Source organism: Helicobacter labetoulli (genome assembly GCF_003670275.1).
GTDB lineage: Bacteria > Campylobacterota > Campylobacteria > Campylobacterales > Helicobacteraceae > Helicobacter_C > Helicobacter_C labetoulli.
Genome location: NZ_QXJF01000016.1, coordinates 32,192 through 51,058 on the forward strand (window position 1 = coordinate 32,192; position 18,867 = coordinate 51,058).

At 40.1% G+C, this 18,867-nt stretch carries 18 protein-coding genes and 1 pseudogene; 7 read left to right on the plus strand and 12 right to left on the minus strand.

Annotation, left to right across the window (positions count from 1 at the left end; translation table 11 throughout):
- The first annotated feature begins 25 nt into the window (after positions 1–25).
- The 7 genes from ccoG (at position 26) to miaA (ending at position 7,617) form a co-directional block, all read left to right on the plus strand.
- Entirely contained in the window at positions 26–1,402 is a 1,377-nt protein-coding gene (gene ccoG, locus EBF12_RS08845) for a cytochrome c oxidase accessory protein CcoG (RefSeq protein WP_121727324.1), read from the plus strand.
- Between the two features lie 127 nt (positions 1,403–1,529).
- Complete coding sequence (locus tag EBF12_RS08850; RefSeq protein ID WP_121727325.1) at positions 1,530–2,222, plus strand: Bax inhibitor-1/YccA family protein; 693 nt, start codon at positions 1,530–1,532, stop codon at positions 2,220–2,222.
- Positions 2,223–2,231: 9 nt separating this feature from the next.
- Entirely contained in the window at positions 2,232–2,636 is a 405-nt protein-coding gene (locus tag EBF12_RS08855; protein WP_121727326.1) for a thiamine-phosphate pyrophosphorylase, read from the plus strand.
- A 177-nt stretch (positions 2,637–2,813) separates the two neighbouring features.
- Positions 2,814–4,379 carry a UDP-4-amino-4,6-dideoxy-N-acetyl-beta-L-altrosamine N-acetyltransferase gene (gene pseH / locus EBF12_RS08860; RefSeq protein ID WP_121727327.1) on the plus strand — a complete coding sequence of 522 codons (1,566 nt, stop codon included), beginning with the start codon at positions 2,814–2,816 and terminating at the stop codon, positions 4,377–4,379.
- Positions 4,376–5,395: a pseudaminic acid synthase gene (gene pseI / locus EBF12_RS08865; protein ID WP_121727328.1), complete on the plus strand. Its 1,020-nt coding sequence runs from the start codon at positions 4,376–4,378 to the stop codon at positions 5,393–5,395. The genes pseH and pseI overlap by 4 nt, the downstream gene beginning before the upstream one ends.
- Positions 5,396–5,444: 49 nt before the next feature.
- Positions 5,445–6,590: a pyridoxal-phosphate-dependent aminotransferase family protein gene (locus EBF12_RS08870; RefSeq protein ID WP_121727329.1), complete on the plus strand. Its 1,146-nt coding sequence runs from the start codon at positions 5,445–5,447 to the stop codon at positions 6,588–6,590.
- A 19-nt stretch (positions 6,591–6,609) separates the two neighbouring features.
- On the plus strand, positions 6,610–7,617 hold the full coding sequence (gene miaA, locus EBF12_RS08875) for a tRNA (adenosine(37)-N6)-dimethylallyltransferase MiaA (RefSeq protein WP_121727330.1): 1,008 nt from the start codon (positions 6,610–6,612) through the stop codon (positions 7,615–7,617).
- A gap of 176 nt (positions 7,618–7,793) precedes the next feature.
- Here miaA and EBF12_RS08880 read toward each other — a convergent pair whose 3' ends face one another.
- From EBF12_RS08880 to EBF12_RS12350, 12 genes and pseudogenes are all read right to left on the minus strand, one after another.
- Complete coding sequence (locus EBF12_RS08880; protein WP_121727331.1) at positions 7,794–8,387, minus strand: YqiA/YcfP family alpha/beta fold hydrolase; 594 nt, start codon at positions 8,385–8,387, stop codon at positions 7,794–7,796.
- A gap of 15 nt (positions 8,388–8,402) precedes the next feature.
- Positions 8,403–9,140, minus strand: a complete 738-nt coding sequence (locus EBF12_RS08885) for a pseudouridine synthase family protein (protein ID WP_121727332.1) — start codon at positions 9,138–9,140, stop codon at positions 8,403–8,405.
- On the minus strand, positions 9,130–10,386 hold the full coding sequence (gene waaA / locus EBF12_RS08890) for a lipid IV(A) 3-deoxy-D-manno-octulosonic acid transferase (protein ID WP_244196486.1): 1,257 nt from the start codon (positions 10,384–10,386) through the stop codon (positions 9,130–9,132). Before waaA ends, EBF12_RS08885 begins: the two co-directional genes overlap by 11 nt.
- 28 nt (positions 10,387–10,414) lie before the next feature.
- Complete coding sequence (locus EBF12_RS08895) at positions 10,415–11,158, minus strand: zinc ribbon domain-containing protein (RefSeq protein ID WP_121727333.1); 744 nt, start codon at positions 11,156–11,158, stop codon at positions 10,415–10,417.
- Positions 11,159–11,189: 31 nt separating this feature from the next.
- The gene (locus EBF12_RS08900; RefSeq protein WP_121727334.1) at positions 11,190–11,978 is read right to left on the minus strand and encodes a Nif3-like dinuclear metal center hexameric protein; all 789 of its coding nucleotides are present in this window, start codon (positions 11,976–11,978) and stop codon (positions 11,190–11,192) included.
- Positions 11,979–12,011: 33 nt separating this feature from the next.
- Entirely contained in the window at positions 12,012–12,893 is an 882-nt protein-coding gene (locus tag EBF12_RS08905) for a homoserine O-succinyltransferase (protein WP_121727335.1), read from the minus strand.
- A 33-nt stretch (positions 12,894–12,926) separates the two neighbouring features.
- Entirely contained in the window at positions 12,927–14,216 is a 1,290-nt protein-coding gene (locus EBF12_RS08910) for an O-acetylhomoserine aminocarboxypropyltransferase/cysteine synthase family protein (RefSeq protein ID WP_121727342.1), read from the minus strand.
- Between the two features lie 485 nt (positions 14,217–14,701).
- On the minus strand, positions 14,702–14,851 hold the full coding sequence (locus EBF12_RS11305) for a DUF5989 family protein (RefSeq protein ID WP_002957261.1): 150 nt from the start codon (positions 14,849–14,851) through the stop codon (positions 14,702–14,704).
- A gap of 36 nt (positions 14,852–14,887) precedes the next feature.
- Entirely contained in the window at positions 14,888–16,117 is a 1,230-nt protein-coding gene (locus EBF12_RS08915; RefSeq protein ID WP_244196487.1) for a hypothetical protein, read from the minus strand.
- Positions 16,118–16,135: 18 nt separating this feature from the next.
- Complete coding sequence (locus EBF12_RS08920; protein WP_121727336.1) at positions 16,136–16,513, minus strand: hypothetical protein; 378 nt, start codon at positions 16,511–16,513, stop codon at positions 16,136–16,138.
- 10 nt (positions 16,514–16,523) lie between these two features.
- Complete coding sequence (locus EBF12_RS12345) at positions 16,524–17,477, minus strand: carbamoyltransferase C-terminal domain-containing protein (RefSeq protein WP_415579684.1); 954 nt, start codon at positions 17,475–17,477, stop codon at positions 16,524–16,526.
- Between the two features lie 294 nt (positions 17,478–17,771).
- A pseudogene (locus tag EBF12_RS12350) lies at positions 17,772–18,695 on the minus strand (carbamoyltransferase N-terminal domain-containing protein); the annotation flags it as partial.
- Positions 18,696–18,867: the final 172 nt, after the last annotated feature.

Here is an 18,867-nt window from a genome sequence, read left to right on the forward strand (position 1 = left end):
AAGATGTATTTTGAAGGAGGAATATATGCAAAACAACACCCACTCTTATCGTAAAAAGCGATATATTGTCTATGCCATAGCGACTTTAGCACTTCTTGTGTTTCCTTTTATCCAAATCAATGGTAATCAGCTTTTCTTGCTCTCTTTTGACCATAAGCAGCTTCATTTGATGGGTGTTGTGTTTGATATGCAGGAGCTGTATTTAATGCCATTTTTGCTGATTCTTATGTTTGTTGGAATCTTTTTTATGACGACACTTGCGGGGCGTATATGGTGCGGGTGGGCTTGTCCGCAGACGATTTTCCGCATTTTGTATAGGGATTTGTTGCAGACAAAGATTTTTGGTTTGCGAAAAAGAATCTCAAATAAGCAAGAAAAAATGGACTTAAGCACCTTTGGGGCAAAGATTAAGGCTGTTTTGGCGTTTTTAATTATCTCTGTGCTATGTCTTGTAGCAGCGGCAAATTTGATGTTCTTTTTTACGCCTCCAAGTGATTTTTTCGCCTATATGAGCGATCCATTAAATCATAGAATCTTGCTTGGATTCTGGCTTGGTTTTGGGCTATTTTTCATTCTTGATATTGCTTTTATACAGGAAAATTTTTGTATTTATATGTGTCCGTATTGCCGGATTCAAAGTGTGCTTTTTGATGATGACACGATTACGGCGGTGTATGACTATAAACGCGGTGGAGCAGTGTATGACGCAAAGGGAATGAAGTTTGAGCTTGCTCCTAAGAAACAAGATCCAAACAATGAATGCACCAATTGTAATGCGTGTGTGCGTGTGTGTCCAACGCATATTGATATTAGAAAAGGTATGCAGCTAGAGTGTATTAACTGCCTTGAATGTGCCGATGCGTGTGAATCTGTAATGGGCAAACTCAATCGCCCTTCGCTTGTAATGTGGAAGTCCTCCGCATCATTAGATAATAATGGCAAAGTGCGTGTATTTAGGTTTAAAACTATCGGCTATATGGTGATTTTAGCTCTTGTGTTTGTGCTATTGCTTTTTGTAGGAAGCAAAAAAGAGAGTATGCTCCTTGATATTAACCGCACCACCGAGCTGTATGAGATTAAAAAGAATCACATTGTGGATAATCACTACACAATGCTTTTCCACAACACGGATTCTGCTGATCACCAAATGTATTTTGAAATCCTTGATAACAAGGGCGGAGATATCGCTAAGTCCTTAGAGATTATCTCGCCAAAAGCTCCCTTTAATGTCAAGGCTGGAAAGAAAGTCAAGCAGATAGTTACAATCCGCACAAGAGAGAATCTAGGGCAGGGGAATTATGATATTACTATCCGTGCGTATGCCACAGACGCAAAAGAAAGTATTCAAGTTGAGCGTCCTACAAAGTTTGTCTATCCAGATTCTAAGCTCTTTAAAGATTAGAATCTTGCTTCTCAAAGCCCATTCTTAAGCAAATATGGGCTTGTGGCAATTTTGTAATAATGGAGAATTTTGCCTTGTTAGCAAAATGTGGTATCATTCCACTCTATCTTAAAAAAAGGAGATAAAAATGGGACTTTATGATAGAAATTATACAAACAATGTCAATGCAACTGCGGAATATGCAGCGGCACAGGATACTGCTCTTGTGAAATTTGTCAAAACGACTTATATTTTCTTTGGTGCGAGTTTATTTTTTGCCTTTATTGGTGCGATGATTGGCTTTTACAATCTTCAACTTGTTTTTGAAAATCGTATGATTCTCTTTGTGGCTGAGATCGCAGCTCTTTTTGGGCTTATGTTTTCTCGCTCAAAGCCCGGGCTAAATATTGCAATGCTTTTTGTTTTCACAACACTTACAGGTTTGGTGGCTACACCACTTGTGGCTATGGTAGCGGCAAAAGCAGGAGCTGGAGCTGTGGCTATGGCATTTGCAATGACGACAATTGTTTTTGGTGTGATGAGTATTTTTGGCATTAGGACAAGAAAAGACTTGGCAAGTATGGGCAAAATGCTTTTTATCACTTTGATTGTTGTATTTGTTTGCTCGCTTGTGAATCTTTTCCTTGGAAGCTCTATGTTTCAAGTGTTGATTTCAAGTGCGGCGGTTATTCTCTTTAGTATGTATGTGGCGTATGATACACAAAATATTATCCGTGGGCTTTACACAAGTCCGGTAGATGCGGCAATTAGCCTCTATCTTGATTTCTACAATATTTTTATGAATCTACTTGCCCTTATCGGTCTATCAAACAGAGACTAAGGGGAATAAATGGAGGTTGGCAGGGTTATAGATGCTAATCTCAATCGTTTGAGGGAGGGTATCCGCGTTATAGAGGATACGCTCCGCTACTTTCATAATGATAAAACACTCTCTTCCTTGTGCAAAACACTGCGGCATAGACTTAAATCCACCACTTCACTAGACTTACTTGATTATAGAGATATTCAAGGCGATGTTGCTAAACAAAGCAGCAAAGATGAGCTGTTAAGAGAAAATCTCAACGCCCTTGTTATGGCTAATTTTAAACGCGCTCAAGAATCCGCTCGTGTTTTGGAGGAATATGCCAAACTTGCTCCACATCTAGGCGACACTCACACTTTTAAGCAGATTCGCTATGAGCTTTATGACATTGAAAAACAATATTTCCAAGCCTACTGCAACTCTGCCCTATAAAATACGCTCAATCCCCACAAGCCACACAAATTCATCAATACCAAAATCTTAAAGTCAGCTCCACGCCTTAGAATCTAGCTAGATTCTAGCCCTATATAATTTTGGAATGAATTATGGAATTAACTTTGCTACTCTCACCCTTAAAATCTTATGTAAAATAAATCTCAAAGGTATAAAATGCGTATTGATATTTTTTGCGAGAGTGGGGAGGGCTATGGGCTAGGGCATTTCTACCGCTCTTTAAAACTCATCGCCATATTTGTAAAATTGACAAAGCTCCCTTATATCCACGCCATCACTTTGCATAATCGCGGCGATTACACCCCACCACCTTTGCATACTCTGCTAGATTCTCCACCTTCGCATATTGAGCTTATATGCAAAAATTACGAGTGGTTATCCACTCAACCTGAAATGCTTGAACTTGCCATTGTGGATAGCTATGAGGCACAAGAGTGGTTTTATCATCGTTTAATTCAGCATAGCCAAGCCCTTATTTGCCTTGATGATACTTTGCGTGATGTGTATCCAAATGATTGCTACATTCTCAATCCCACGCCAGATTCTAAGTCGTATTTTAAGGGGTATTCTCACTTGTGGTGTGGGGAAGAATATATGATTTTGCCCCAACATATAGAATCTAAACCATTAGAATCTGCACAAGATTCCAAGCCCACAGCCCACAATCAAAATAAGCAAATCTTCGTGAATTTTGGCGGTGTAGATTTGAGTAATCTCTCCCAAAGATTTATTGATTTACTCGCTGATTTACTTATGAGTGTGCCTGTGGGGCAGTGTCATTTTCATCTCGTGCTAGGCGGTGGCTATCCCCATAAAATCGCCATTCCAAAGCCCCTTGAAAATTTCATTAGTATGTATCACAATCTCACGCCTAGCGAGTTTTTACACTTGGCTTCCACTTGTGATTATGCTCTAAGTGCCGGAGGCGGCAGTATGCTTGAATTGCTTAGGCTTAAAGTCCCAAGTATTATTGTGCAAACTGTACAAAATCAATCATTTCACATAGAGCAGTGGGAGAAAAAGGGTGTGATTTATCACGCAAAAGATTTGCCCTCCGCCCTTAGCACCTTAGAATCTTGGCAGGAGAATCCCCCTAAGATTCTAAAGCAAAATCTTAAAAATCTAAACCTTGGCTCAAAGCTTGAATCCGCTCTCTTAAGGCTTATTAAGAATCTAGTTAAGCCTCATAGCACCACGCAGAGTTTAGCACACATAAAGCTTAATGCTCTATCTTTTCTAACACTCACGCCCACGCAGTCCCAAGTCGTTTTGCAAATGCGAAATCACCCAGACATTGCTAAATGGATGTATGCGACTTGTATCACTCAAGAATCTCACAATGCCTTTCTAGCAAACCTTGCAAATGACAACACAAAACGATATTGGCTCTTACAAGAAGATAATGAATATATCGGTGTAGGCTCGCTCACAAGGATAAATCTCACCCATCGCCACGCCTTTATTGGAATCTACAAAAATGTGGATTCTACTCTTTCATATAAGGGAGCTAAGATTCTAACATTTTTAGAATCTTATGCCTTTAACGAGCTAGGTTTGCATACCTTGCACCTTGAAGTATTAGAGCATAATGCCCAAGCCATAGCATTTTATAAAAAAATGGGCTATACACAAGAGGGGATTTTGCACGATTTTATACGCGAAGTAAAAAATTCTAAAAGCACATATCACAATGTCATCTTAATGTATAAGGAGTGTGTATGAAATCCCCACTTATCATTGCCGAGCTAAGTGCCAATCATCAGCAGGATTTGCAAATCGCCAAAGATTCAATCACTGCTATTGCCAAAAGTGGTGCTGATGGTGTAAAGCTGCAAACCTACACGCCCTCCTGCCTTACGCTAGATTCTAAAAATCCGCATTTTGCCATTAGCGGTGGGACATTATGGGATAATACCTATCTGTATGATTTATACAAACAAGCCCAAACTCCCTATGAGTGGCACAAAGAGCTTTTTACTCTTGCACGAAGTTTAGGATTAATCGTGTTTAGCTCACCTTTTTCTGTGGAGGGCGTTGAGTTTTTAGAATCGTTGCAATGCCCTATGTATAAGGTGGCAAGCTTTGAGATTATGCACTATGAGCTAATCACTGCTATTGCTAAGAGCAAAAAACCTATCATTTTTTCCACAGGCATTGCTACGGACAAAGAGATTGAATCTGCCCTTACTCTCTGCCATAAATATGGGAGTAAGGACATTACACTTTTACACTGCATAAGTGAGTATCCCGCCCCCTTAGATTCAGCAAATATCAAAGCGATGCTAGGTTTAAAGCAAAGATTCAAAAAATACAATATCAAAGTTGGACTTTCAGATCATACGCTTGGTAGTCTCTGCCCCATTATTGCTACAAGTTTGGGGGCGAGTATGATTGAGAAGCATTTTATCCTTGATAAAAGCCTTGGTGGTGTGGATAGTGCCTTTAGTATGGATAAAGATGAGTTTCACGCAATGGTAGAGCAGGTGCGTAGCACAGCCCTAGCCCTTGGCAAAAAGAATCCGCAAGTGCCTAAAAGCACACTCAAAAAGCGAAGAATGTTTGCACGGAGCATTTGGGTTACAAAAGATATTGCTAAGGGGGAGCGTTTCACAAAGGAAAATATCGCTATCTTGCGTCCCAATGGCGGAATGCACCCGCGGTATTTTTCACAGATTCTAAATACAAAAGCAAAGCGTGATTACAAGGCTGCCTCACCACTCATAAAGCATAAATTATAACTTTAAGGGTATAATCATCATTTCAAATCCCAAAGTTAAAAGGAAAGCTATGTTGCCATCTACTCCATTACTTTTTACACCCGGTCCTACCCCCGTGCCAGAATCTTTGCGTCAAGCGATGAGTGAGCCTACACTCCACCATAGAACTCCAGAGTTTGAAAGCATTTTTACTAAAGCAAGAGAAGGGCTTTTAGAGCTTTTAGGAATGAAAGAAGTGCTAATGCTTGCAAGTAGCGGCAGCGGGGCTATGGAAGCTTGTGTGCTAACTTTTAGTGCTAAAAAAATGTTAAGTATCAATAGCGGGAAGTTTGGCGAACGCTTTGGTAAAATCGCCAAGGCTCATAAGATTCCATACACAGAGATTATAAACGAGTGGGATACCCCAGCGAGTGTAGAATCTGTGCTTGAGATTTTGCAAAATGATAAAGACATTGATTGCTTTTGTATGCAAATGTGTGAATCTGCAGGGGGCTTACGACACCCAGCAGAAGCCATAGCTAAGGCGATTAAGGAGTATAATCCAAATATTATTATTGTGGTTGATGCCATTACGGCAATGGGCGTTGAAGCCATTGATACAAGTCATATTGACGCCCTTATTGGCGGCTCACAAAAGGCGTTTATGCTGCCACCGGGCTTAAGCATTATCGGGCTATCACCCCAAGCGATACAAAAGATTGAAGAACGCGATGTAGGCTTTTATTTTAATCTTAAAACCGAGCTAAAAAATCAAGTCAAAAACACAACTGCTTGGACAGCGCCAACGACAATTATTACGGGACTTGCGAAGTATTTTGAGCTTGTATCCCAAAATGGCGGACAAAAAACAGGAATGGAGCAAATCTACAAAGACACAAAGGCTAGAAGCCTATCCACGCAAAAAGCCCTAGAATCTATCGGGCTAAAAATCTACCCCAAATCCCCCGCCCTAGCGATGAATACCATTTATGATGAAAACAATGCGGCAAATTTACGCAAGATTCTAAAGACAGAATTTAATCTCAATGTCGCAGGGGGGCAGGATAGGCTAAAGACGAGTATTGTGCGGATTAATCAAATGGGGCTTATCCCACTATCTCAAAGCCTATGGGTTGTCAATGTCTTTGAACTTGCCTTGCAAAAGTTAGGATTAAGGGGCTTTAATGGTGAAGCAAATAAGGTGTTTTTAGAATCGTATTATGCGTTACAAGTTTAAAAAGCAAAAAGTCTAAAAAGTGCCACAACACACGCAAGATTCTAAAACTCAAGATTCTCCACCCAATGCAGAATCTTTACATCTACGCTTCACTCAAGCTCTGCATTCTCTCGCAGACAAAGCCTTAGATTCTAAGCCAAAAATCATTGCCATTCTCGGCTCAAGCGGGAGTGGTAAAACTGCCCTTGCCCATTCCGTAGCGTTGCAAAAGGGCTGTGAGATTTTTAGCCTTGATTCTTTGGGGATTTATAAGGGCTTTGATATAGCTTCCGCCAAACCCACGATTTTAGAAAAAACGCAGGTGTGCTACCACGCACTAGATGTGCTAAGCCCAAGTGAAAAAAGCAATGCTATGCTTTTTTTTACGCTTTTGTGCGAGTGTATTTTGCAGCTTAAGCCAAATACGCCTTTGCTGATTGTGGGGGGCAGTAGCTTTTTTCTCAAAAGCATTATAGAAGGTTTAAGCCCTATGCCAAATCTGCAAGGCTATGAGGGGTGGCTAGAATCTCTAGGAGAGTTGAAGGAGCAATATGCGTTTTTACATAGCATTGATACATACTATGCTAACAAGATTGCCCCACAAGATACATACAGAATCCACAAAGCCCTAAGCCTCTATAAAGCTACGCAATTAAAGCCTAGCGAGTATTTTGCCACGCATAAGCCTACACCCTTTCCTTTGCACATAGAGATTTTTGCCCTAGACAAGCCACGAGATGAGCTAAGGGCAGATATTTTAAAGCGAAGCCAAAAGATGATAGAGCAAGGCATTGTAGAAGAGACAAAAGAGGTTTTAGAATCTTATGGAGAGGGCATACTGCCTTTAAATGCCATCGGTCCAAAGGAGTGTGTGGCGTTTTTACAGGGCAAAATCACAAGCCTTCAATCTTTACAACAAGAGCTATTTTTTCACACCTGTCAATTAGCCAAACGCCAAGCCACCTTTAACCGCACACAATTCCCCAAAATCTCACTTTTATCCAAACACGACTTACAAAAGGAGCTTGATAAGCTTTTATCCATTTAATTTAAAGATATTTAGAATCCACAACAAAGCTACATATTGAGTATGAGTAAAATTTAGTCAATAAAGATTAGATTTCACCTATGGTAATGCTAGTAAGTTCTTGCTCACATTTGTAAAAATGATAAGACTCTCATTTTCTATCAACTATGGACTCTAGGGTATTAAAAGAATGAAATCTAAATTCTTTTAAGCAAGGTGTGGAGTGGCTTTTTGTATGGGCTGAAGTCAGCTATGCTATGCCCACTTTGTGAGAGTAGAATCTGTGCGTAGTTTTGCCAATAGGCTTGTGAGATTCTAGGGTTGATTAATTCATCATTTTGAGAGATACACACGCAGATTTTAACTTCCTTTGGCGGAGGGAGCTTCAAAGCGTGGGCATAGCTCTGCCAAGATTCTAGGTTGAGTGTAAATTCTTTTTGTGTGGTGGAGTTGATTTGAGGTTTGTTGATGTATTTTTCAAGCTGGGTTAGAGGCGTTAAAACGGGGTTAAAAAGCATCATTGCTTGTGGGGTTGGTATCTCTAGGTTATGGGCAAAAAGCACAAGCTGCCAAAGATAGAATGCCCCTAAAGAGTTGCCCACAAAGCAAAAAGGCTCTTTTGGGTTGAGCTGGGCTAGAAACTGCTTTTTTATATTGTGGAGATTTGCCATAAAGTCTCCGCCATTTTCATACACAAGCTCAAAGGGCGTAATGTCTAAGCCCTCGCAGATTCTAAAATAAGCTTGGCAATGGTATGAAGAGTGGAATCTGTGAGAGTAGAAAAACTGCACGATTGCTCCTTCTGCCTATCCTATGTGAAATTCTTGCGGAAGTAGGGAAACAAACTCATAGCCCAAAAGACTGATTTTATGTGCGTGAAGCATAAGGCGTTTGGCATTGTCGTTTTTGTTGCCATAGAGAGTGTCGCCAACGATGGGGTGATTGATACTTTGGCAATGCACGCGGATTTGATGAGTGCGACCTGTGGTGATGATGGCTTGGGCTTGTGTCTTTTTGCCAACAATGCTTAGGGGGGTTAGCTGTGTGTGAGCGGACAGCCCATTTTTATCAATGCGAGACTTGGCAAAGCCCTTTTTTATTGTGGATATGGGCTTATTAATGGTAATAGAATCTGCTAAGATTCCGTGTAGTAGGCAAATATATTCTTTATACACGGCTTGTTTTCTAAAAGCCTCTTTGGCTTTAAGATGAAAGGGGCTGTTTTCTTGTATGAGTAAAATCACTCCGCTTGTTTGCTTATCTAGTCTGTGGAGTAGGCTCCAGCCATCAAACATATCGCTTAGGTCATAGGATTCTATAAAGGGAGGTTTATCAAGGGCGAGAATCTGCTTGTCTTCAAAAATAATTTTTGGCTTTTGTATCTTTGCTACTTCAAAAGTCGCATTGAGAGGGAGCTCTAAGCGCGCAATGGTTATTTTCTTGCCATTGCTTGAGACAAGCCCTTTGTCAATGAGAGATTTGGCGAGATTATGAGAAATGCGTTGAGATTTTGCTAAGAGTTTGTAGGCTTTATCAGTTGGCATATTCTATCTTTTGTATAAGGATATTAAGCTTGTGGCTTGAATCTGATTTGATAGAGCTTTGGGGGAGTTCTTGCCATCTTAAAAGTGTGTCTTGTAGGCTTTGTGGTGGGATTAGCACATAGTCTTGCACCGCTTCAAAAAGGGCGTATTGGTTGAAAATATGCTCCCCACTTATGAGTTTTGTATGGAAAAAGGCGGGTTCAAGGGGATTATGTCCGCCGATATTTGGCATAAAGCTTCCGCATAAAATCACCACATCACTGATTGCATAGAGATTGTTTAGCTCACCTAATGTGTCAATCACGATGGCTTGTGCGGTGGATTCAAGCTTATGCTGTGAAAAAAATGTTGTTTGAAAAAAGCTTTGCGTGAGTTCATAGACTTCTTTAAATCGCTCTGGGTGGCGAGGTGCGATAAGAAGCAAGGGATTTTGTTGGGGGTTTTCTTGTGATTGTGTGTTGGCACAAAGGGCTTTAAAGCTTTCTAAAATCAGCTTTTCTTCGCCCTTATGTGTGCTTGCCGCACAAAAGATAGGGCGATTTGGCTTTGTATAAGTGGCACTAAGGGTTGGGGTATTTAGAATCTTGAGATTCCCAAAGGCTTCCACATTTTTTGCCCCAAGATGTTCTAGCCGCTGTTTATCAATATGGCTTTGTGCTAAGACTTCATCAATCAAGGCAAAAATACCTTGATAAAACCACCCAAAACGCTGATAGCTTGCAAGGGAGCGTTGTGAGATTCTAGCGTTAATAAGTAGGGTGCGAGCATTGCTTGATTTTGCGACATAAAAAAGCATTTTCCATAATTCCGCTTCGGTTACCACAAGGCATTGCAGATTTTTGTAATATTTAGCCCAAAAGGGTAGAAAAATCTCAAAAGGCAGGTAACGCACCATAACGCACAAGCTAGAATCCTGCCTGTTTGCATATAGACGCTTTGCTTCATTAAAGCCTGTGTGTGTGATTGTGGTGATGAGAATAGTGCAAGGCTTTGAATCTAGGGCTTTGAGTATTGGCTCTAAAGATTTTATTTCACCATAAGAACAAGCGTGAAACCAAAAGTTGGGGGATTGCTCTAGTTTTTTTAGTGCTTTGAAGGGAGAAAATCTCGCAGAGATAGAATCGCGATGTTTAGCACGAAAGGCACTCACAAGCAGCAGTGGCAAAGCCACAAGATAGAGCAAAAGGCAAGAGAGAAAATACATAAGAGGAAAGCTTGTCTTTTGTCTGCTTATGTGTTCTTTCAACGCTAATTCCTAAAAAGTAGAATCTAGCCTAAGCCTCTTCTTTTTTGCTTGAGACTTTGGCTTCATTTTGTGTATTGATATAGAGAATTCTTCCACAATGTGGGCAGTTGATAATATCATTGCCTTTAATGATTTCATTGTAAATGGTATCATTGAGCTTCATAAAGCAGCCGCCACAAGCTTGTTTGAAAACCGGCACAACGCTTGTATTCCCTGCCCATCGGCGAATCTTGGCGTAAAATCCTGTAATCTTGCTATCCATTTTCGCACTTAATGCTTCTTTTTTGTCAAAGAGTTCTTGTTGCATTTTTTTAATTTCTTGGACTTGGCTTTGAGTTTGAGATTTAAGTGTTTGGATAAGAGATTTTAGCTCTTCAAGCTGTGGGGCATAGGCATTTCTCTCTTCTTCTTTAGTGGTTCTTAATGCTTCAAGTCGCTCAATCTCGCTATTTGAATGTGTCATATTTTCTTTGGCAATATCGGATTCTACATCTAAGGCACGGATTTCTTTTTCTGTTTTGACTTCTTTTTGCTTTTTGGAGATTTGCTCTAATTTTGCCGAGGCATCTTGGATATTTCTATCGTGATGAGCGATTTCAAGATTTATAGCGTGGGCTTCTTGGTTGAGATCTTCAATATTTTTTAGAATCTGCTCTTGTTGGTTGATTTTCTCATCAAGCTCACTTCGAACTTTTTGGATTTTAGGTCCTAATTCATCAATTTGTATGTTATACGCAGCGACTTGGATAAGGTCTTGTAAATGTTTATTCATCGTGATTCCCTTGTGTTTGGATTGGTCTATTTTAGTCTATAATGGAGCAAAAATAGAATGGATTTTTACAATCGGCAATTATAGCGTTATATCCTGCATTTTGCAAAATAGATTCAAAAATTTCTACAAAATATTTTTCACTCTCATAATGTCCCATATCAATAAGGCTAAATCCATTGCTTTTGGCTATCATCGCATCGTGGTGCTTAATATCACCTGTTATAAGGCAGGTTTGGGGCTTTTGTGGAATGAGTGAGAGTAAGGAGCAGCCACTCCCACATACAACATAGACTTCTTTAATGGAATCTAGACTGCTAGATTCTTGCGTATTTTCATAAATATCATCACCTTGCGTGTAGCTTACCGCTTTTGCTTGAAGCTTTTTGCCTACTTGCAAAGCAAGGCTTTTTAAACTTGTAGGCTCAATCTCCCCATACATAAAAAAATCTTGAGCCTTAAAATGTTTCCATTGCAGAATCTTATGTGTGAGGTAGGCATTAAGATGAGATTTATCAAAATTTGTATGCAGACTTATTAGAGCACAATTTTTACGCAGCAAAATGCCGATAAGATTACTAGGATAGCTCTGTGTGTGAATCTGCGTTAGGGGAGTAAAAATCAAAGGGTGATGTGTGATAACAAGTGTATGTGGCTGAAGATTCTTAGCAATATCAAGAGTAAGCTCAAGGCACACAACAATATGGAATATCTCATCATCAAAGCTACCGAGATTTAAACCGCTCCTATCCCAAGATTCTTGAGTATCAAAGGGTGAGATACTCTCACATAAATCATAAATTTCCTTTACTTTTATCGCCATAATCCCAACCTTAAAGCAAAATAAAGGGCGGCATTATAACACAAAAGGTGTATCCTGATACACAGAAAAGTTAAGCCAATTTGAGAAAAGCACGCTTGCACTTGATTTCCAAGAGAGTATGGGTTCTCCATCTTCTCCAAAATAATCAAGCGGTTTTGCTATCTCTAAGCCCCTAGCAATATCTCGCTCATACTCCAAACGCAGTGTGTCTTTAGCGTATTCTGGGTGAGCTAGGATATAAAAGTCCTTTTCATCTTTTAATGCACTAATGCCACAAAGATCACTCTCTAATAGGATTTTCAAACTAGAATTTCTAACCGCATTTTCATCAATCCCAGCGTGCCTTGAATGGGGCATTCTCACAACAGAATCTAGTCCATTTAAAAGCAAATCTTGCGTAACAATTTTGTGGGGAAACACACCAAAAACTTTGCTATTTAACATAACCTTTTCAATCTTATGAAAGTGATATAGCCCTGCCATCGCCCCCCAGCATAGATACATTGTGCTTGTGCAATGAGTTTTTAAATAGCTCATTATCGCTTGTATCTCTTTCCAATACGCTACATTTTCAAACTCCAAATGCTCAATGGGCGCACCTGTAACAACAGCTCCATCAAACCGCCGCCCTTTAATATCGCTAAAATTGACATAGAATCTATCTAAATGGCTTTTTGGCGTGTTTGTGCCGATATAGCTTTGCGTGGATAAAAGCGTGATTTTCACCTGCAAGGGCGAGTTTGCAAGTAGGCTTAGAATCTGATTTTCTGTTTCAATCTTTGTGGGCATAAGGTTGATTAAAAGCACTTCAAGCGTCCTAATATCTTGATGTTTTGCCCTTTTTGCCCCCATAATAAAGGCTTTTTGACTAAGCAAGGAATAGGCTGGAATATCTTCTGGGATAACAATAGGCATTTTTGCTCCTTTTAGATTCTGTACTGCACGATTTTATCTCTGTATTGCTTGTTGTAAATCAGCAATCAAATCTTTGCTAGATTCTAGCCCAATGCTTAGACGAATCGTGCAAGGCGTAATGCCACCACTTTGAAGCTCTTTTTCACTTAGTTGAGAATGCGTTGTAGAAGCTGGGTGAATGATTAAAGACTTTGAATCGCCTATATTTACCACCATAGCAAAAATCTCTGTGCTATTGCAAATCTTTTGTGCTGCCTCAAAGCTTTGTGCTTCAAAGCTAAGAAGTCCAGAGCTTTGAGAATTGGCATAATATTTTTTCAAAAGGGTGTGATATGGGCTAGATTCTAATCCCGGATATGCCACACTTTTAACTAAGCTGTGAGATTCTAAGAATCTTGCCACTTCTAGGGCGTTTTGACTATGCTTTTTAATACGAAGCTCCAAAGTTTCTAGCCCTTGAAGCAGAATCCACGCTGATTGTGGGGATAATGTCGCACCGATATTTCTAAGCCATTCAGTGATAAGGCGAATGCTAAAACAAGGCAGGGGCAGTGTGGTATAAACAAGCCCGTGATAACTCGCATCAGGCGTGTTAAACGCAGGGTAGCGGGGATTGTCTCTAAGCAGTTCATTTAGCCCCTCTCGCTCAATCACCACTCCGCCTAACGCACTGCCCTGCCCATTGACATACTTGCTAAGGCTATGTACGGAAATATCCACGCCAAAATCAAAAGGCTTGTGTAAAAAGGCAGTAGGCAGGGTATTATCACAAATGCTTATGATTCTATGCTTTTTAGCAATGGCGGTAATGGCAGTGGTATCGGCGATTGAAATAATGGGGTTTGAAATGCTTTCAAAAAAAATCGCCTTTGTTTTAGAATCTATCACGGATTCTAATGAAGCAATATTATCAATATCAAATACCCTAGTTTCAATACCAAAACGCTTCAGCGTGTGGGTAAAAAGCGTTTGCGTACCACCATAGATTTTATTTGTAAAGATGATATTATCTCCACTTTCCGCACAATTTGCTACCGCATAGAAAATCGCCGCACTGCCACTTGAAGTAGGCACACCAAAGATTCCACCCTCAACCGCTGCAAGTCTCGCACCTAGCACATCAGTCGTGGGATTTGTAAGTCTTGTGTAGATATTGCCTAGCTCTTTTAGTCCAAATCGTGCCGCGGCTTGCTCTAAACTCTCAAAGCAATAAGCGGTGTTTTGATAGATTGGCACACTCATTGTGCGTTGCGTGTCGTAAGTGTATCCTGCGTGCAGGGCAAGTGTGTCTTGAGTGTAGTTATTATGTTTTAAGTTTGCCATTTTTAATCCTTTCTTTTTGTGTTTGTCTTTTTGGCTAAAATCGCGGATTCTACGCTCAAAAGCGGCGGCACTTACCTTAAGTAAGCTTCTTGCTTTTTCGCTTGAAAGCCACGATTTTAACTCAAAAATACTTCCACAAATTTCGCGTTTGTATTTTTCGCAAGTCTGCCCCCCTGTGCTTACACATAAGCGGTGCTTTTGAGTTTCTTGCTCACCCATTTGCTTTAGCAAACTTGCTTTGCCTTTTCACAAAATTACCTTTATAATCCTAATGGATTTTGGGTTTATGCTATCACAAAAAAATAAGATTACAATATGTAATGTATAAAATATTACAAAAAATCTCCAAAGTGTAACTTTTTTACATAAAAATAAAAATACGATATGTAGTTTAATTTTTACGCAAATGAGAGATTGTATATAAAATGTTTTAAAGTGTGAGAGTGTTTGGCTAGGCTTCAAACAACCCAGCCAAATAATAGAATCTAGAAAATTGTGTAAATAAATGGTGCGACAGCTGAGCCTTTTGCCAAGACAATCAATACACCTAAAAATAGCATTACAATAATCACAGGAAAAAGCCAAAATTTCTTGCGTTCTTTCAAAAAAGCCCATAATTCTTTAATGATATTCATTGTTGCTCCTTTTGTTGTGTGAGATGTTTTTGTGATTCATTTGATTTCTTTGGCAATGTATCTGGCTATTTTCTTATTTGCAAGGGCATTTGGGTGTAAATCACATTTATGAAGTGCGTAATAATCCCTGTTTTCCTTATAGTTTTGGAGCATTTGACTAGCTAGAAAATATTGCATACCACTTGCGTTAAGATATGTTACAATAGCTTTAGATTCTAATTTTTCAGTATTGCTACTAAGATTGTGCCAGTCCCATAAGATAAAATATAAAGGTGCGTCAAGTCGCGTGGTGAGCTCTTGTCGCAAACTATCAATGATAGCAAAATACACATCATTATATATTGTGTCATAGACATAGCTTGGACGCAAGATTTTTACCAAATGGCTTTTGTCTATGTTACTATAAATTTTAGCTAGAATCTTTTGACTTAACGAATCGCTAGAAAAATCGCTAGGGCGGTTTATCCATTCTAGTTTATTATCTCGCAGGGCAAATCGCGGTGCGTGATTATTCCGCTCCCATTGTGAAAAGCCATTAGCTCTTCTAATATGTCCGGGCAAACTCTCATAAAAAGCGATAGTGCTTTGACAATGTTGTGTAATTTTTTCTACTTCCCCGCTTAAAAACAAAGCCAAAGCCTGATGTGGTCCATAGCCGTGGAATCCGAAGTTGTAGATTCTAGCTTTTTGCTCTGTGCCAAAATAGAATGGTAGTGTCTCATCGCCATTTACCCCCTCGCCTATGGTAAAGCTATCGCCAAAAAATAGCACACATTGATTGTTAGAATCATCACTGCTAGGTGTGATCCGCCAACCAAAATCATCAGTTTGATATGAAATATTATATATTGTGCTATTATCACTCGTGTCAATTTTATGTGCTGTGGCAGTAGTGTTTGGTTTGCCCTTATAGCCAGTGATTGGGCTTTGTGTGAGGTAATCTACCCCATAGCTTCCGCTTGTACTTGTATTACAAGATTCTGCTTTTGCTTCTTGCTTGGTAAAATAGAATCCATACAGCTCTCCTGCTACCAAACACATCGGCACAATACTTGTGTAAATAAGTATGAGTTTTACACCTTGTTTTTGTATGTTCCTAGCAAATAGCCATAGAAGCAAAGTAAAATACACCCCAATCCACGCAAAAGGCACAATGCTAAAGCCAAAATCACGCATACATACGCCATCAGCCTTCAATATAATCGCCATAAAAGCAAGTGAACCGATAATCCATACAATAGACTTTATCCATTTATTCTTTAACATAGAATCTCCTTTGAATTTTTAAAATTGATTTTTCATACTTACAGGTTGCTTTTGACGAGAGATAAGATAACTATCCTTTTCTTTGTCAAGTCTCGCACCCAAAACATTGCGTCCTATTATGCGAAAGACTAGCCCCAAAGGCACAAATACGCAAAAATACAGCACCACTAAAGTTGCACGAGAAATACACCAACCAATCACACTCCCAAGCTTAACTTGTGTAATGTAAAGCGACACACTAGCTTTAGGATAAACTTGTAAGACTAGGGCGATCCCAAGTCCTATCACCGCCCATATTCTATAAATGTCGTGCAATAAGATTCCAGAGAGCAAAAATACTACAAAAATCCCCGCCCAAATGCCTAAAAATACGCGTAAATCACTATTGTTTGTCATCATTTTCCCCTTAATCAAGCTCATATTTGTCTTTAATATCTCTAAACTTTGCGATATGCTCTTTGGGTTGTTTCTCTTTATAAAGAATAAAATCTTCAATCACTAGCATATCCATCTCTGTCCCCATAAAACACGCATAAGAATCATAAGGGCTGCACACCATAGGCTCACCCCGCACATTAAAGCTCGTATTAACTAGCACAGGCACACCGCTAAGTTTATAAAACTTTTCTATCAAAGCGTAATAACGCGGATTTGTATCCTTATGCACGCTTTGGATTCTCGCAGAATAATCAATATGCGTTACACTTGGGATCTCGCTTCGAACGATATTAAGCTTTTCTATGCCAAAAAGCTCTTTTTGCTCTTTGGTAAGTGGATAGCATTTCTCCCTTTTCACAGGGGCTACAAGCAGCATATAAGGACTTATATAATCACACTCAAACCACTCATTGATGGCAAAGTCCAGCACACTTGGGGCAAATGGGCGGAAAGATTCTCTGTATTTAATCTTTAGATTCATTGTCTTTTGCATTGTGGTATTGCGTGGATCGCCTAGAATGGATCTAGCTCCCAATGCCCTAGGTCCAAACTCACACCGCCCTTGATGCCAACCTACAACTTTGCCTTGTGCTAGAGTTTCGGCGGTAAGTGTTTTAATCGCATCAAAATTATGCTTTTCATAGATTGCGTTTAGGGAGTCTAGTGTGGCTTGGACTTCGTCGTTGGAGTAAGACAATCCCAAATAGCTCCCCTGCATAGAATCTTGTAGGGGCAATTCAGCTTTTGGGCTAGAATCGTGGATTTCATCGCCACACTTGTGCGATAGACCATCGAGTCTTATCTCCGCGTGCGGCTCGAAAAACCCCGATTCTAGTTCCAAAATCTTAGAATTGTTGGGCTTATCTTTGGCGTTGGCTTTTTGGCTAAAAATGGCGATTGCTTTCAGCTCAGCTTCGGTCATTACCGCTTTAGGTAACTCCCTTACTTCGCCTTGCAAAGCCCCATTTTTATCACAAAAATCCTGCCGCCTATCTGCTTGGCTACAAAACACATTTTCTGCGTTTTGGGTGAAACTCCTAGAATCCTTTGCTGGCTCACTTACATTTTGGGTTTCATTGCTAGAATCCGCTTTTTCACACTCGGCTTGTTTTTCTTCACGGATTCTAGGCTGTTTGCATTCTATATGGTAAAACGCTAAGGCACACCCCACTGCACTTCCCGCATCCCCACTTGCAGGCTGTATCCAAATATGATCCAAAATCTTTTCTTCTTTGATAAGCTTTTGATAAATCTTGCCATTACCTACGCAGTTTAGTGCGACACCACCACTTAAGACGAGATTTCTACTGCCGCTTAGTCTAGCTGTGGTGCGAACTAGGGCTATCATTATTTCTTCAGTTACTACTTGCAGACTTGCAGCTATATCCATATGGATTTGCTCTAGCTTAGATTCTGGGCTTCGTTGCGCGTGGAAAAGGCTATCAAACTTGGCATTTGTCATTCTTAGCCCATAGGTGTAAGAGAAATACTTCATATTGAGTGAAAAGCTCCCATCAGGCTTCATATCAATTAAATGCGTTTTAATAATATCCACAAATTTTGGCTCACCATAAGGGGCTAGGCCCATTACTTTATATTCACCAGAATTAACCTTAAAGCCTAGATAATAAGTAAAAGCAGAGTATAAAAGCCCTAGAGAATGCGGGAAATGCAGCTCTTGTAAAATCTCAATGTGATTATCCACACCCTTAGCAATGGTAGTAGTCGCCCACTCGCCTATGCCATCAAGGGTTAGAATCCCAGCATCACTAAAAGGGCTTGGGAAAAATGCAGAGCTACAATGGCTTAAATGATGTTCGCTAAAGTAGAGATTATTTAGCACTTTTTGTTTAAACGCTTTTATCTCTTGCTTACTTTTTTGCGGATAGAGTTTTTTATACAAAGATTCTAGCTCTCATGCGATGGTTTCTTTTAAGAAAAGCTTTGTTGAAAGCCATACAGGAATCGCCTTTACAAAGCTTAAAAAGCCCTTTGGTGCGGTGGCAAAGTAGGTCTCAAGCAATCGTTCAAAGGTGAGAAAGGGTTTGTCGTAGAAGACAAAGGAATCGATAGAATCTAAATCTAGGGGCGTTGCATTTACTAAAGAAACTTTGGCTTTGCCTTGTTTTGAGCGATAAATTGTGGATTTTGTGCTAAGACTTTCGCTATGTTGTGCGGTGTGGGAAAAAGTAGATTCTAAATGAGTTGGATTTAATTGCGTATTATTGGGGTATTTGGGGGGGGGGGGGGGGGGGGGGGGGGGGGGGGGGGGGGGGGGGGGGGGGGGGGGGGGGGGGGGGGGGGGGGGGGGG

Bases quoted from the DNA above. Each gene is read 5' to 3' on its own strand.
- EBF12_RS08915 (WP_244196487.1), bottom strand. From the start codon at position 16,117: ATGTTAAAGAATAAATGGATAAAGTCTATTGTATGGATTATCGGTTCA.
- pseH (WP_121727327.1), top strand. From the start codon at position 2,814: ATGCGTATTGATATTTTTTGCGAGAGTGGGGAGGGCTATGGGCTAGGG.
- EBF12_RS08870 (WP_121727329.1), top strand. From the start codon at position 5,445: ATGTTGCCATCTACTCCATTACTTTTTACACCCGGTCCTACCCCCGTG.
- ccoG (WP_121727324.1), top strand. From the start codon at position 26: ATGCAAAACAACACCCACTCTTATCGTAAAAAGCGATATATTGTCTAT.
- EBF12_RS08900 (WP_121727334.1), bottom strand. From the start codon at position 11,978: ATGGCGATAAAAGTAAAGGAAATTTATGATTTATGTGAGAGTATCTCA.
- EBF12_RS11305 (WP_002957261.1), bottom strand. From the start codon at position 14,851: ATGAATATCATTAAAGAATTATGGGCTTTTTTGAAAGAACGCAAGAAA.
- EBF12_RS08920 (WP_121727336.1), bottom strand. From the start codon at position 16,513: ATGACAAACAATAGTGATTTACGCGTATTTTTAGGCATTTGGGCGGGG.
- EBF12_RS08910 (WP_121727342.1), bottom strand. From the start codon at position 14,216: ATGGCAAACTTAAAACATAATAACTACACTCAAGACACACTTGCCCTG.
- pseI (WP_121727328.1), top strand. From the start codon at position 4,376: ATGAAATCCCCACTTATCATTGCCGAGCTAAGTGCCAATCATCAGCAG.
- EBF12_RS08855 (WP_121727326.1), top strand. From the start codon at position 2,232: ATGGAGGTTGGCAGGGTTATAGATGCTAATCTCAATCGTTTGAGGGAG.
- EBF12_RS08885 (WP_121727332.1), bottom strand. From the start codon at position 9,140: ATGCCAACTGATAAAGCCTACAAACTCTTAGCAAAATCTCAACGCATT.
- EBF12_RS08895 (WP_121727333.1), bottom strand. From the start codon at position 11,158: ATGAATAAACATTTACAAGACCTTATCCAAGTCGCTGCGTATAACATA.
- EBF12_RS08905 (WP_121727335.1), bottom strand. From the start codon at position 12,893: ATGCCTATTGTTATCCCAGAAGATATTCCAGCCTATTCCTTGCTTAGT.
- EBF12_RS08850 (WP_121727325.1), top strand. From the start codon at position 1,530: ATGGGACTTTATGATAGAAATTATACAAACAATGTCAATGCAACTGCG.
- EBF12_RS12345 (WP_415579684.1), bottom strand. From the start codon at position 17,477: ATGACCGAAGCTGAGCTGAAAGCAATCGCCATTTTTAGCCAAAAAGCC.